At 56.4% G+C, this 15,770-nt stretch carries 7 protein-coding genes; 5 read left to right on the top strand and 2 right to left on the bottom strand.

Features of this window, described 5'->3' with window-relative positions; translation table 11 throughout:
* The first annotated feature begins 7 nt into the window (after window positions 1–7).
* The 5 genes from DW088_RS13425 (at window position 8) to DW088_RS13405 (ending at window position 5,712) form a co-directional block, all read left to right on the top strand.
* Window positions 8–961, top strand: coding sequence for an L-lactate dehydrogenase (locus DW088_RS13425; protein WP_117490082.1), 954 nt, complete (start codon window positions 8–10; stop codon window positions 959–961).
* 45 nt (window positions 962–1,006) lie between these two features.
* Window positions 1,007–1,897 carry a MetQ/NlpA family ABC transporter substrate-binding protein gene (locus DW088_RS13420; protein WP_117490080.1) on the top strand — a complete coding sequence of 297 codons (891 nt, stop codon included), beginning with the start codon at window positions 1,007–1,009 and terminating at the stop codon, window positions 1,895–1,897.
* Window positions 1,898–1,960: 63 nt separating this feature from the next.
* Window positions 1,961–3,349, top strand: coding sequence for an FAD-binding oxidoreductase (locus DW088_RS13415; RefSeq protein ID WP_118361295.1), 1,389 nt, complete (start codon window positions 1,961–1,963; stop codon window positions 3,347–3,349).
* A gap of 2 nt (window positions 3,350–3,351) precedes the next feature.
* Window positions 3,352–4,524, top strand: coding sequence for a pyridoxal phosphate-dependent aminotransferase (locus tag DW088_RS13410; RefSeq protein WP_118361294.1), 1,173 nt, complete (start codon window positions 3,352–3,354; stop codon window positions 4,522–4,524).
* Window positions 4,525–4,542: 18 nt separating this feature from the next.
* Window positions 4,543–5,712: a M20 metallopeptidase family protein gene (locus DW088_RS13405; RefSeq protein WP_118361292.1), complete on the top strand. Its 1,170-nt coding sequence runs from the start codon at window positions 4,543–4,545 to the stop codon at window positions 5,710–5,712.
* A 63-nt stretch (window positions 5,713–5,775) separates the two neighbouring features.
* Here DW088_RS13405 and DW088_RS13400 read toward each other — a convergent pair whose 3' ends face one another.
* Both DW088_RS13400 and DW088_RS13395 read right to left on the bottom strand, forming a co-directional pair.
* Window positions 5,776–7,077: a hypothetical protein gene (locus DW088_RS13400; protein ID WP_110435567.1), complete on the bottom strand. Its 1,302-nt coding sequence runs from the start codon at window positions 7,075–7,077 to the stop codon at window positions 5,776–5,778.
* A gap of 400 nt (window positions 7,078–7,477) precedes the next feature.
* The gene (locus tag DW088_RS13395; RefSeq protein WP_118361290.1) at window positions 7,478–15,562 is read right to left on the bottom strand and encodes an InlB B-repeat-containing protein; all 8,085 of its coding nucleotides are present in this window, start codon (window positions 15,560–15,562) and stop codon (window positions 7,478–7,480) included.
* Window positions 15,563–15,770 lie beyond the last annotated feature (208 nt).

The raw sequence follows: 15,770 nt of genomic DNA, 5'->3' as shown, positions 1-15,770 counted from the left end.
GTCTGACATGAGTATTTCCAATCGTAAAGTTGTTATTGTCGGTGCAGGCCATGTCGGCTCCCATGTCGGCTACGCACTGATTTCGCAGAGTCTGGCAGACGAGATTGTCTACATTGACTCCGACCGCGCAAAGGCAGTCGCACAGGCGCTCGACCTGACCGACGCGACCAATTACCTTCCGGTCCGCACCAAGGTCACTGCGGGTGACTACAGTGACGCGAAGGACGCGCAGATCATGATCATTGCGGCAGGCCCGCTGCCGACCGGCAATCAGACCCGTATGGATACACTGGGTCAGACCATTGCCATTTTGAAGGATGTAACAAAATCCATCAAAGAATCCGGATTTGACGGCATTATCGTCAATATCTCCAATCCAGCGGACGTTATCACGCATTACATCCAGCACACGCTGAACTGGGCGCCGGAACGCATTTTCTCTACCAGCACTACGCTGGATTCCGCAAGACTGCGCCGCGCGATCGCGCAGGAGATCGGCATTGACCAGAAATCTATCACCGCTTACGCGCTCGGCGAGCACGGCGAGAGCCAGATGGTTGCATGGTCGGCGGTCACGATTGCAGGCAAGCCGCTTTCCCAGTGGCGCGAGGAGTATCCGGACACCTTCGGCAAGCTCGACCTGGATGCGCTTGCTGACGCAGGCCGTGAAGGCGGCTGGACCATCCTGCGCGGCAAGCAGTGCACCGAGTTCGGCATTGGCGCTTCCGCTGCAGAAGTGGTTCGCGCCATTTTCTACAACGAGAACCGCGTTCTTTCGGTTTCTGTTCTGCTGAACGGCAAGTATGGTCAGCACGATGTGTACGCCAGTGTGCCCGCTATTGTTAACCGCGACGGCATCGCAGAGATCATCGAGCTTCACCTGACTCCCGAGGAGCAGGAGAAGTTCAACGCATCCTGCAAGACCATGAGCGAGAATTATCAGCTGTCGCTCACTCTCTAACATCAGTCGATTAAAAAATTCACATCATAAACGGAGGTAATCCCAATGAAGCTCAAAAGAATCATCGCACTGTCCCTGTCCGCAGCAACCCTCGCCCTGTCCCTGACCGCCTGCGGCGGCTCGAGCAGTGCAGCTTCCGATGACGCACAGGCATCCGACAGCAATTCCGGCGATGCCGTAACCGTAAAGCTCGGCGTAGTCGGCAGCATCTACGAGGATTTGTGGACTCCGGCCAAGGAAAAGCTGACTGACGAGGGTATCGACCTCGAGTTCGTACAGTTCTCGGACTACGTTACCCCGAACAACGCACTTGCGAACGGCGAGATCGATCTGAACGCTTTCCAGCACCGCATTTACCTGCAGAGCGAGATCGACAACTACGGCTATGAGATCGAGAACATCGGCAACACCTTTATCATTCCGCTGAACCTGTACTCCGACAAGGTTAAGTCGGTTGATGAGCTCAAGGACGGTGACACCGTAGCCATTCCGGACGATGTAACCAACGGCGGCCGCGCCCTCAAGGTTCTGGAAGCAGCGGGCCTGATCAAGCTGAAGGACAGCGCAGAGTTCAACCCGACCATCGACGACATCGAGACCTACAACACCAAGATCACCATCGAGGAGCTGAAGGCAAACGTTATCCCGTCCACGCTGGCTGACGTTACCGCAGCTGTTGTAAACGGCAACTACGCACTGGATTTCGGCCTCAAGACCGAGGACGCCATCTACAAGGATGATCAGCTGGACATCGAAGAGTACTGGAACCTGATCGCAGCACGTTCCGCTGACCTCGAGGATGCAGACAAACTGGAGACCTACAAGAAGGTTGTTGCAGCGTTCCAGTCCGATGAGACCGAGGCAGTATTCAATGACCAGTTCGGCGGCTACTTTATCAAGGCAGGCTGGGATCAGGATCTGCTGGCAGACAAGTAATTCATAATTATTCCTAATGCCGCCGGAAACAACCGGCGGCATTTTCGGCAGGAGGAAACAGTAATGCAGATCAACAAACAGGCGCTGCGGGAGATCATTCCGGACAGCGAACGCCTGCTTTTCGAGGAAAATATTCCGGCGGAGTACCTGAGCGACGCGCTCGGCCGCCGCACCGGCACAGCGGACGCACTCGTGTTCGCGTTTTCGACCGAGGAGGTCAGCGGCGTGCTCCGGTACGCCAACGAAAACGGTATCCCGGTCACGCCGCGCGGCGCGGGCACCAATCTGGTAGGCTCGACAATTCCGCTGTTCGGTGGTATCATTCTGGATGTATCCCGCATGAACCGCGTGCTCGAGCTTGATCGCGACACCATGACCATCACCGTCGAGCCGGGTATGCTGCTCAAGGATCTGCAGGCGTATGTCGAGGAGCGCGGCCTGTTCTATCCGCCCGATCCGGGCGAAAAGGCCTCGAGCATCGGCGGCAACATCAGCACCAATGCGGGCGGCATGCGTGCAGTCAAGTACGGCGTAACGCGCGATTATGTGCGCGGGCTGGAGGTCGTCCTTGCGGACGGCACGGTGCTGCATGTCGGCGGCAAGCAGGTGAAGGACGCGAGCGGACTGTCGCTCAAGCATCTGCTCATCGGCTCGGAGGGTACGCTGGCGGTCATCACCAAGTGCCTGCTGCGCCTTCTTCCCAAGCCGGAGACCACGGTGAGCGTGCTCGTGCCGTTTGCCGATCTCGGCACGGGTATCCGCAGCGTGCTGACCATCCTGCAGGCGAACGCCAACCCGACCGCAGTCGAGTTCATGGAACGCAAGGTGGTCGCGCTCGGCGAGGAGTTCTGCAAGGTGAAATATCCGCGTCCGGATGCGGGTTCGTACATTCTGCTGACGTTTGACGGCCACGAGAGCGAGGTCAACGCGAATATCGAGCGTGTGCGCCGCCTTGCGCTCGACAACGGTGCGATCGACTGCATCGTGCTGCGCAGTGCGGAGCAGGCCGCCGACATCTGGAAGGTGCGCGGTGCGCTCGTTATGGCGGTCGAGGCTGTGTCCGAGCAGGAGCCGGTGGACATCGTTGTGCCCATCAGCCACACGGCGGATTTCGTGCGCTATATCAACGAGCTGGAAGCGTCCTCGGGCGTGCGTATGATCGCGTTCGGTCATGCGGGTGACGGCAACGTGCATCTGTGCGTAGTGCGTGACGGCCGCGACCAGCAGACATGGGAGCGCGAGCTGCACGAAAACATGGAGCAGGCTTACGCTAAGGCGTATTCTTACGGCGGCGTAGCCTCGGGAGAGCACGGCATCGGCATTGCCAAGCGGCCGTATTTCCTGCGGGAAACTGCGGAGGACAATCTCGCCGTGATGAACACCATCAAGACCGCCCTCGACCCGAAGCACACGCTTAACGATCAGAAATCTTACATTATGGGAGGAAAATAACCATGCAGAGCTTATCCGAACGCACCGCCGGCTTTACCGATTCGGTCATCCGCCGTATGACGCGCGTTTCCATGCAGTATGACGCGGTAAACCTGTCGCAGGGTTTCCCGGACTTTGAGCCGCCGAAGGAGCTGCTCGACCGTCTGGCGCAGGTGGCCTACGAGGATTACCACCAGTATTCCATTACCTGGGGTTCGCAGAACTTCCGCGAGGCGCTGGCCGCCAAGCAGACCTATTTCATGGGCCGCAGGATCGACCCGAACACCGAGATCGTTACGACCTGCGGCAGCACCGAGGCGATGATGGCTGCGATGATGACGGTCACCAATCCGGGTGACAAGGTTATCATTTTCTCCCCGTTTTACGAGAACTACAGTGCGGATACCATTCTGTCCGGCGCAGAGCCGATTTATGTGCCGCTCGTGCCGCCGGATTTCCACTTTGACGCAAATGTGCTTGAGGACGCGTTCCGTCAGCACCCGAAGGCCATCATTCTGTGTAACCCGTCCAATCCGTGCGGCAAGGTGTTCACCCGTGCAGAACTGGAGATTATCGCGTCTCTCGCAGAGAAGTACGACACCTATGTTATCACCGACGAGGTATACGAGCATATTGTGTTCGCGCCGAACAAGCACACCTATTTCGCCACCCTGCCGGGCATGTGGGAGCGCACGCTGTCGTGCTCGTCGCTCTCCAAGACGTACTCGGTTACCGGTTGGAGACTGGGCTATATCATCGCCCCGCCGGAGATCATCGACCGTGCGAAAAAGGTGCATGATTTCCTGACCGTCGGCGCAGCAGCACCTTTGCAGGAGGCTGTTGTTACCGGTCTCAAGATGGGCCAGGACTACTACGACGACTTGCAGGCCAAGTACACACAAAAAAAGGAGCTGTTCCTCAAGGGTCTGGACGATCTGCAGATTGCCCATACCGACCCGCAGGGCGCGTACTATGTTCTGCTCGACATTTCCGAGTTCGGCTACGAGAGCGATCTTGCGTTCTGTGAGGATCTGGCGCATTATGTCGGCGTAGGCGCGGTTCCCGGATCGAGCTTCTTCCGTGAGCCGGTCAACAACCTGATTCGCCTGCATTTTGCCAAGAAGGACGAGACGCTGCTCGATGCACTCAACCGTCTGGAAGGTCTGCGTGATAAGATCAAACCGAAACACCGATAAACAGGAGGAAAAGCCATCATGGATGTAAAGAAAGCAGCAGCGGAAACGAAGGACTACATCGTATCCATCCGTCGGGAATTTCACCGGCACCCCGAACTGAGCCTGCAGGAGTTCCGCACCGCGCAGCGCATTGAGGAGGAACTGGACAAGTTCGGCATTCCGCACACGCGCGTAGGCGAAACCGGCGTGCTCGGCACGCTGAAGGGCGCAAAGGACAACGGAAAAGTGCTGGTTCTGCGTGCGGATATCGACGCGCTGCCCATTGAGGAGACGCATGAGTGCGTCTATCGCTCGGAGAATGCAGGCGTCATGCACGCCTGCGGCCATGATGCGCACGCGGCCTGCCTTCTGGGTGCCGCGAAAATCCTGTCGGAGAACAGAGACGCGTTCAGCGGAAAGGTCCGTCTTGTGTTTCAGCCGGGAGAGGAAATCGGAAAAGGTGCAAAGCCGTTTGTCGCAGCCGGCGTGCTGGAGGGTGCCGAGCGCGTGTTCGGTCCGCACACGGCATACGATTTGGAGGCAGGCACGGTGGGACTCAAACCGGGCATCAACAACGCCGCAGTCGATCATTTCCGCATTCGCGTGCACGGTAAGTCCACGCACGTTTCCACGCCGCATCTGGGCGTAGATGCGCTGTACATCGCCAGCCAGATTGTCGTGGCAGTGCAGGGACTGGTTACGCGCCGCACTTCACCGACCGAGCCGGTCATCATCGGTATCGGCAAGCTGAACGCGGGCACGACCTACAACGCCGTGGCAGCATTTGCTGAAATGGAGGGCACAACGCGCACCATTTCGCAGGAGAGCCGCGACCGCGTCCGTGCACAGGTCAGTGAGACAGCGCAGAGCATCGCTGCGCTGTACGGCGGCACGGCGGAAATCGAGTGGACGGACTTTGCCGCTGCGCTCGTCAATGACCCGCAGGTGTGCGAGGAAGCTGCTCGGGTCGTGGACGAGCTGCTCGGAGAAGGACACGTTGTCACAGACCGTGAGCTGTCGCTCAGCGGCGACAATTTTGCCGAGTTTGAGCTGTATAAGCCGGGCGCGTATGCGTATCTCGGCACCGGCAATCCGGATTTTCCGCACACGATGATCACCAACCATAACGGCGGCTTCGATGTGGACGAGAATGCACTTGTGACCGGTGCCGGTCTGTATGTCGGCTACACAGTCGCGCGGCTTGGATAAAGCAAAACGCTCAGCTATCAAACGATAGCTGAGCGTTTTGCTTTTGAAATTACAGTTTTGAACTTACATCCCGCACTCAAGTCCGTTATACCGTGTCACCACAAACGGATAGCTGAGTGTCTCCGGCTGGATGCCAAGCTGCCGCAGACCGGCGCACAAATCCTCGACAACCTGCATATCGTGGTCGCGCTGCGCAACGGACAGTTTCATTTTATCTCCATACGACGAGATCAGCAGCGCAAACGGCTGCACGGCGCACGGCAGGATTGCGCCGTAATCGAGTACATACGGACGGCAGCTTTCCGGCAGGGCGAACCGGCCGACGTTGGTAATGAGGAAACTGTCCTCGAGCACAAAATCAGTCGTGACCTTCTGTGCCGCCTGCATTTTCTCTGCGAGCGGCATATCTGCCTCATGCAGCGATTCACAGCGGTCTGCGGCGGCTTTTGCACGATAGAGCAGCTGTTCGCGCTGCATCTGATCCTTCAAAAACGCCTTCGTGCGCCGGAACACCTCGTCATTCGGCAGATCGCGGTATTCCGGAAAATACGGCAGATCGATGAAGCAAATAAAATACCGCGTGGTAAGCGTCGGCAGCAGCGGACGCAGATCGACCGGAATCTCCGCGATAACCGGCTTGTCCGTTCCACCGAACTTATCATCAAACGCTTTCATCATCAGCGGAGCCAGTACAGACAGCGGACTGACGCCGATGGACTTTGCGTAATCGTGCAGCTGCGAAAACGGGAATGTCACCTCGGTGACGACCTCGGAGCCGTCAGCGCCCCACTGTACCTCGGGGGCATGAACAGCCTCCGGCTTTTTCCAGATGCCATCCGGCGAAAATTCACGGTCTGCCAGCTGCTCGTAGCCGTTTGCGCTCTCCTCAGGAGACCAGCGGGTATCCATGCCGCGCACAGAGCCGTCATTCTCAACCGGGAAACCGCAGTTTTTCAGGTACTGGAACAGTACACAGCGGATAAACTCCTCGAATCCGCGTCCATCCGAGATAGAGTGCTGATACTCCATATAGATGGTCTTGTCGTGGTAGCCGACGAGAAATAAGTATCCGTTCGTATCCTTGGAGCCGATGGTGTAGCGGGTGGATACGCCATCGAACGGCAGCACCACGGCGGGCTGCACGTTGCGGCGGTAGCGGAACGCGGTCTCGGTCGGCTCGGCGGTCAGCATCATGTGCGGAAAGCGCAGCAGTGCCTGCTCGACGGCTTCGCGCAGCTTGTCCGGGCGCACTTTATCGCGCATGCGGATGGTGTGGCGCGGCACACAGGCGACGGTTTCATGGGTGTTATACAGGAAGATTTTTGCATAGCTGTCCGTGCGGAGCAGCGGGTCATTCATGGTCATTATAGCATTCTCCTCAAAGCATAATCCGGCGCATCTTATATGGTAATTTCAGTATATCACCCTGCAACGACGTTGTAAATCAAAATGAGTCGAATTTGCACAGTATTATGCAAATATAGAACATGGTGTACGATATAATGAGCCGCAAGCCTGAAAATACTTGCGATTTGGTTGGCAGAGTATATCATGCCGGAGAAGCTGACATAGGAGTATGGAATTTCTGCTGCGGCTGTTCGATTCGTTCTCGCGTGAGCGTATTCCGTGCGAGAAGCCAAAAAACAAGCGACACCATATTTCGATTGGTGTCGCTTGTGTGCGTTTTCAGGCGCTGTCGGTATTGTCTGCCCTTGCAGGGCGGTTGTTCATACCATATCCGTTGGGTGGTATGGATCGGATGGGATTACTGGTCGGTGTAGCGGCTGAGGATAACCGCTACCTGAGCACGGGTTGCGGTGCCGTTCGGCACGAGCGTAGTCGGGGTAACGCCGGTTACCAGACCGTTGCCGTTCGCCCAGCTCATTGCTTCAGCAGCCCACGACTCGACAGAAGCCGCGTCTGCGTAGCCGTCGAGTGCTGCGCTGCCCTGCGGCGTATGACCGCGATAGGTATCGTAGCGGTACAGGATGGCCGCCAGCTGCTGACGGGTGATCAGCGTATCCGGCTGGAATCTGCCGTCCGTGAAGCCGTTGACGATGCCGTTTTCGGAGGCCCATGCGATGGCTTCCGCGTACCACTTGCCGTCCGCCACATCGGTGAACTGTGCGGTGGAAGCGGCCTTGCTGCCGCTCATGCGGTAGAGTACCTGAACCAGCATTGCGCGGGTCATGCCGTCATCCGGACCGAACTTAGTCGCGGTCAGGCCCTTGAACCAGCCGTTCTCGAGTGCGGTGTTGACCTCGTTGTAGAACCACTTGCGCAGGTTGACATCGGAGAAGTCGCTGCTGTACTCGTGGGTGATAACGAAGGTGGAGAAGTGGGTGGTCTTAAAGGTAGCCTTTCCGGTCGCTGCATCATAAATGACAGGCAGCTTTTCAAACGAGCCGTCCTCAGCAAGATAGTATGCAACCAGATGCGCGGCGTTCTCGCCGCTCTTGAGGCTGTATGCCACAGAAATCGCAGCCGTGCCGTTCAGCGCGTGAACGCGGGTTGCAGTGCCGTTTTTCGGCTGTACCTGCGCAGAAATGTTCAGGATGGTGCTGTTCTTCGGCAGGTATTTGCGCTGTGCGTCAGTCAGGGAGGACTTGTCAGCGGAAGCGAGCGAAATACTTGCCATACCGTCAGCCTGTGCGGCGCTGCCGAGTGCGGTCAGCGTCTCACGGTCGAGTGCAACCGTGCCGTTCGGCAGGATAAGCGCTGCGCCGTTCTTTGCACCGGCAAGAGCAGCTACCACATCGCCGGTGAGCGATACCGCGCGTACGGTGGAGTCTGCGGACAGATCAAGCGTCAGCGAATCCTTGCCGGAAACCGCAGTTAGCTTGGAGCTGTCGGCAGAAACCGCTGCGGTGCCGTTCTTTACCGCAACCGTTGCGGGAATCTTGGTGCCGTCCGGTGCAGTGATGGAGGACGAGCCGTTGTCGGACGGAGCCGGTGCAGCACCGCCGCCGCCCGCTCCACCGCCGCCGCCTGCACCGCCGCCGCTGCTCGGCTTGGCGGCAAAGGCTGCGGTGACAGTAACGTCATTTGCCGGCATGGTGAAGGTGTAGGTCAGGGTGGACGCGGAAACCGTCTTGTCGAGTGCGGTCTCCGGTGCCAGCGTCAGGGTTTTCAACTGATAACCGCTTGCGGGTGTTGCAGTGAGCGTTACCGTGTCGCCGGCCTTGGCACGTGCCGCAGAAGCGGAAACGCTGCCGTTTTCGGCCTTATTGGCCGTGATTGCGTAGGTCTTGTGGAACAGATTGTCGGTGTTGACCGTCAGAGCTTCCGTTACGTTGCGGATAACCGCTTCAAAGCTTCCGTCCTTCTCGGTGACGGAAACAACGGCATTCGGAGCCGCCTTCTGGAGTTCAGACTTAATTTCTTCGGCGGTGCCGACACAGTTTGCACTCGGTGCAAGCGTCAGCTTGACCGTGCCGTTCTTGCGAACCTGAGCGGATGCGCTGTTGACTGCACCGGTGTCGGTTGGCTGAATCGGCGTGGTGTAGGTGAATTTGCCGGTGCCGTTTGTGCCGGAAATCTTGGCATCGTACTGTACAAGGTCGGTGAAGTGAACGCGGATGGTCTGGTTGGCATCGAGTGTGTGAATATAAATTGGATCGACAAGATTTACACCATCAACCTGTACAGCAGCATCGTTTTCTGCTGCGGTAATGTCACCCTGGGTAACCGTCCACTTTTCGACCATCTTTTGGGTGTTTGGTGCTGCAGTGAAGGTGATTATACTGCCGTTCGGCTGCTTGGTCTGAGAGTTGATCGCGGTGTCGTCAATCTTGGCGGTCAGATGGCCGTTCGTATCAGTGGTGCCGAAAGTAAGCTGATAGCTTGCCGTAACCTTAAAGTATACGGTTGCGGTAATATTCTTGTCCGCACGGATTTTGCCTTCCGGATTGGTTTTGGAGTTTCCGGCAGTCTTTTTGCCGTTTACTTCCCACTGTTCAACCTGATAGCCAGTCTTCGGCGCTGCATGGAAGGTGATTTCCTCATCCTTATAGATGGTTACGCCTCCTGCAGGCATAGCCTTGGTCTCAACTTCCTCACCGTAGATATCATACAGCGTGTATTTTACGGTGCCGTTGCCGGCTGCAGCGGTGGCCTTGGCGGTGTAGGAAGCGCTCTGGGCAAATGCAGCGCTGATGGACAGATTGCCAGCCAGTTCGCTGATGGTGTAAGTGCCGTTGGTCTTTGCCGCAGCTTCATCCTGAGCAGTACCGTTTACAACCCAATTCTTGAAATGCCAGCCGCGGTCTGCGCGTGCCTGCAGCTCAACCTTGCTGCCGCCGGGAATCTTGGACAGATCGTCCACAGCTTCGCCGTCTACGGTTGCAATGATCGTGCCATGCTCCATTTTTGGTGTGGTAATCGCAAATGCGGCACGGTCGGTCTTGAGCGAAACCTTGGTGTTCTCAGTGATGGGGAAGGTATAGCTGCCGTCAGCGTTGAGTTTTCCTGCTTCAACAGCCGTACCGTTCACCTGATAGGTCTCGTCCTTGGCGGCAGCATAGCCTGCCTTGGGCGCTACCGTAATCTCCGTATCACCGGTGACGCTTTCGCCGCTCTTGAGAGACTTGGTAAGCGTTTTGGAGGTATCGTCCGGATCAACCGTCTGATAGCTTGCGGTCAGCTCACCTTCTAGCGTCAGCGTGTAGCTGTCGCGCTCGAATACGGCAGCCAGATCAATATCCTGCACGCCAACCTCAACAGAGAGCGTGTTGGAGCCGTTCGCCGGGTTCGATTCGCCGGACGGATAGCTGTTTGCACCGCGTTTCGAGAGAATCCACTGCTTGAAGTGCCAGCCGGTATCCGGCGTTGCGGTGAAGTTGAACTTTGCACCGCTGGCAATGTAAGCCGGGAAATTCTTGAGGCTTTCGGAGCCATTTTCATCCGTGCATTTGAGTGTACCGCCCTGCTTATTCTGAACGGAAGCATTCAGTTTGGTATTGGTGGTCTTGAAGTAAACCAAAACAGATGCCGGTTTTGCACGGGTCTTGATGGTAACCGAGCTCTTCTCCTTGCTGTCCTCGATTTCCTTGCCGTCATAGGTCCAGTAATCGACTGCATAACCTGCATCCGGCACAGCCGTCAGGGTAACATCGGTGTTTGCGGTAAAGCTGGAGATTGCACTGCCGTCATCCGCCTTGCCGGCATTCAGACCTGCGGTAATGATCGACGCAGAACCGACAGAGTGCTTGTTTGCGCCTTCGCCGAAGTCCTCAGCCTTGAGGGTCAGGATGTAAGTCAGGCCGTTTACCGTGTAAACACCGGGGATAAAGGTAAATTCATAGTTGTTGTACAGCGTTTCGTTGGTAGCGGTAGTCTTGCATGGAGAAACCGTGTAGTTGCTGGGTGCAATGTTCGGCGCGAGCGTTTCCTTGTTGCCTGCGGTGTTGACTGCGGTATAGTCGAGGTGCAGAGCAGTAATCTCTTCAGCAGTCATGTTTTTCGTGTCTGCCGTGAGAGAAAGCTGTTTCGGGTCGTCAGGATTAACCTGATCCTGTGCAACACCGTCCTTCGGGGTGACAACGCGCAGCGTAACGGCACGCTGAACAACGGTAAACTCGGTTTCCGCAACCGGATTGGTTTCGCCGTTTACATAAGCATACAGCGTGTAAGTGCCAACATCCAGCTTATTGTTCTCTGTCAGTGGCTGCAAATCCTTGGAACTGGAAACCGCGTACTTGAAGGTCGCGTTAGTGACTTTCTGCAGACCCCGTGTATCGTTGCTCATGCGGGAGAGCGACGGCGTTACCGTATCGCCGTAGGTGAAGCGGGTGACGCTGTTGTTATCCTTGCCGTTGGTGAGCGTCAGCTGGTAGCCGGTCGCGTTCTCGCCAACGAGAACCATCTGGCCTTCCGCGTTGCTCATATCCTTGAATACATAGCTGCCCGGATAATACGGGGTAACCGTGTAGGCGCCGTCTGCGGGCACGATAACATCCTTTGTAACGTTGCCGGTTTTGCTGTCAATCTCAGCCGCAACCGTGGTAGAGAAGTCCGTGCCGCGAATCAGGAAGCTGAGCGTGCCGGTCGGGATGGTGGAGGTAGCAGACGCGGAACTCATTTTAGCGCTGATGTGCAGCGTGCGGTCAAACTGAGCAGTGTTGTCTTTTTGTACATTCTCCGCCGTAACCGTCAGCTCACACTTAGGCGTGCGTTTGCTGTAAACCGTGTTGATTTCGGGCGAGTAAGCGGAAATGCTGAACTCCTTCTGGGCGGTGTTGTCGAAGTAGAGCACATTCAATCGACAGCGGTAAGTGCCCTTGTCGGCAGAACCGGCGTTTTCGATGCTCAGCGTATCGGAAACGCTGCCGGCAATCTCGGTCCAGGAACCATTGTTCAGCTTCTGCCACTGATAGCTTACGCTGTTGTACTTGCCGCCGTCTGGATTTTTATTGTCTCCGTTATACTTAACCGTTGCGGTTGCCAGAGAATCCGGATAGATCGGCAGCTCCGTTTGATTTTCCCTGCCACCAATGGTTACCGAAATATCGGGATAGCCTGCTGTGGTCTTGGTGCGGCAGGTCAGCGGTTCGCTGTAAATGCTGTTGCGCTGCTGCTCAGCCTTGTTGTTGTTGCGGGTCTGAATCTGATATTCATACTCGGTATAGGGAGACAGATTCTTATCCGTGTAGCTGAAGGTGTAGGTGCCGTCATCGTTGCGGTCACCCTCGGTAAACGGCACAAATGCGAGTTCCTTGCGGCCGGAGCCATCCGGGAAGTTGTAGTAGCGGTACAGCTGGAAACCGGAAACGATCTTGTCGTACGTCCACGTCAGGGTGACGGAATCATCGGTGGTTTTCGCAACATCCTGCTCAAAATCCTCCGGCAGCGGAGACGGAGCACTATGCCCGGTTACCGCGTAGGTAACAACCGGGAACGCCTGATTGCCGCTGCGGTAGTTGTAGCAGAAAATTTTCCAGTTCATGCCGTAGCCGTACGGTTTGGCTTCAATCGGCATGTTCTGCAGCGAACCGGAGAACGAGCCGCCTGCGGTGTTGACAGACACCTTGCCGGCAGAGTGTTCCGAACCTGCCACAACGCCTGCGGTTACGCCGCCTGCGCCGGCACCGGCCTTGGTTTCGATCGAGGTGGTGTTGGTGTAGTTTTTGCTGTCCGAGGTGGAGAAGTTGATCTCCTGCGTGATGCCGGAGCCGCCGCCTGCCGCGGTGAAGTCAACCTTAGCCGGATCACCGTTATAAGCCTTGGAGCCTGCACTCGGTGCGCTCGGATAGCTGGACGGATCACCGATCGTATGCGTCAGCACGCTGCCCGAAATGGATGGCAGAACGCTGTAATCCTCGGCGATATTTTCGTAGTCGGACAGGTCGATCAGACCGATCGAGGCTTCGTGCGGGATGGAAACGGTGGAGGTTACTTTCGTGTATTTGCCTGTTCCATCCGGGATGTAGGAGGTGTACTCGTAAATCTCCATCGGGATGGAATAGAACGCCACTCTGTCCTCGCCGGAGGTTGTCTCGTAGGTGATGGACTGCTCGAGCGAGGAGGTGTGCTCGGTCTCGTAGGTGAAACCGGAGGTAAAGGCGGCTTCCGCCTCAACGCTGCCGATCTTAACGCCGAATACCGAGAATTCCTGCTCAAAGGAGACATACGCGCCGACCGAGATAGTAGAGGAGGAGCTGGTGCCGTTCTCGGTGCCCTTCATGCTCGAGTAGGTGGTGGAGGACTCGGCATAGTTGCCGGACAGGTCATCACGGTCGAGCAGATCGGAGAAGTACGGAGGCGAAGCCAGTACCGCCAGAACCTGCGGGTCGGAGTAGGTGTAATAGTGCTTGCCGGTGTAGGTCATGTAGCTGGTATCGTCGTCTGTGTTGGCGAGACAGAGCGTGTACGAGCTGTTGACATCGGTTTTTACCGGCTGAGAGCCGTCAAACAGGTTGACGGTCGAAAGTCTGGTTGTACCCGGCGTACGGGTGGTGTACGGTGTTGTTTGCGATGTAGTAGCATCTACATAGCCGACAAAAGCCTGATAGGAAGATCTTTTGCGGAACAGTTTATGCCACCAGCTCTTGTAATAATAACGGGTTGCGTACTGGGGAACTTTACCGGTGACGTTGTAGGATTCAGAATACTTGTTCTCATCCTTGGACATGGTCTGCGTCAGGGTGAACAGCGTACCCGAACCTGCGGTGTTGTTGTTTTTATCCACCGCGGTGGTCACAGAGCCTGCGGATGCATCGTACTCGACGTAGTCCTCATTCGGCATAGCAGGCGTGTTGTCAAGCGCCTGCTTGATATTCAGACCGTTCTCATCGCAGGAGATAACAAGGCTGTCAAAGTACAGCAGATCGCTGGTCTTGCCGTCATCGCCTTTTTCGCCTGCGGTCGGACGGGAGATGATAGCTGTATTGGCCGGACACAGCGGCAGAGAACGGAAGGTATCGTTGTGCTTTGCCATTGCACCGTAGATGTACTCGCCTTTATCGTTCTTTGCAAACAGATCAAAATTCTTAGAGACAGACGGCTTGAAGGTGACGCCGTTCCATGCGTACAAGCCTACATAGCGCGTGTTCTGCTTATTTGCCTTGAGGTCGGCATCCGACTGAGCCGCCAGAATCAGCGTTTTGCCGCCGCCGGTCATATCGCCGAAGGCGAAGGATGCGCGGACCAGATTGATGCCCTCATAGGTCAGCGGGAATTCCTGCGAGCTCTGCAGCATGTGAGCGCTCGTGGAGCCGAACATTACAACGGCACGCGAGCCTGCGTTCTGCTGCGGACCGTAGTAGTAACCCCAGGTGCAGGCGAGATCGTCTACGCCGTCCTGGTTGACGTCACCGCTGACGAGAGAGATCATGTTGGAAACGACACTGCCCTCACGGAAGAAGTACGTCCACGCCTGTCTCCAGTTAGAGGGATTGGAGTAATCGTCAGTCTGCAGGTCGTAAATCTCAATGCGGGAATTGCCGACCTCCGGCACATAGACCGCAACCTCGTCCTTACCGTCGTTGTCCCAGTCGCCGGTAGCTACCTGCAGGTAGTTTTTCAGCTGATACGGGTTTTCTGCGAAGTTTTCGACCTTTTTGGCGGTCGTGCTGCCTTCGTCGCTGGTGTCGGTCAGATTCGGGTTGCCGATTTCCTTGCTGGTGTCCAGCAGTGTGATCGGCTTGCCGTACTCGCCGGTTGTCGCATTGCCGAACCGCAGGTACAGACCGCCTTTCGCGCTCAGGTCACCGGCGTAAACCATGACCGTCTGCGAGGACTTTGCGTCCTGGTCCGAGGTGAAATGGCCTGCGGCTACGTCTGCCATGGCGTAATCGGTCTTGTCGTTCAGCTTGGTAGTGGCATTGGTCATGCCGGTCAGATAACCCTTGGTGGCATAGCCGTCAGTGCCCTTGCTGCCTATCGGGAACTGTGCGTATGTGCCGGTAGAGGTGGTTTTACCCTCAGAAATAGTTTGGATCTGCTTCTGAGCGCTCAAAAACTGCTGAGCCTGGGTAGATGTGTTATCATCATTGCCGTACAGCGTGCTTTGAAGGGTATTGTCCTTCTGGTTGGACTGGGAAACGCTTGTATCGCATTGCTCTGCGCTTTCACGCTTGCCCAAGCCGATTTTATCCGACGGCAGAACATCATTCGTCAGACCAACGGTATACAGCTCGTACACCGGTGTAACCTTGATGGTATTGCGGCCATACGGGTTGCTGGGGTCGTTGGCATTAAAGCCATCGGGCGCTTTGCTCGAATCTATGCCGAGCGCCGCAAGCGCGTCCGAGCTGCCGGTATCCGCTGCCGCTGCGCGGATATCAAGCGGGCCGCCCATGCCGGAGATGATCGCCAGTGCCAGAGCAAGGCTTATGCCGCGTTTGATTTTCATGGTATATTCCTCCTTTTCTCATTCTGCGGTGCAGTGGAACGAGCCGCGCCTGCAGTAAAGAGACTAAAAATTGCCTGCATTTATCATAGCAGCTTTGCAGCCCGTTGTGCGGCCGGATACACGAAATGTCCGATTTTCGACACGAAATACACCGATAGGAAAAACAGCGTGAAACACGCGTAAATTCTGCAAAAAAAGACACACAATC

The organism is Butyricicoccus sp. AM05-1 (assembly GCF_003474415.1).
GTDB lineage: Bacteria > Bacillota > Clostridia > Oscillospirales > Butyricicoccaceae > Agathobaculum > Agathobaculum butyriciproducens.
This window is presented reverse-complemented; position numbering and strand designations above follow the sequence as displayed.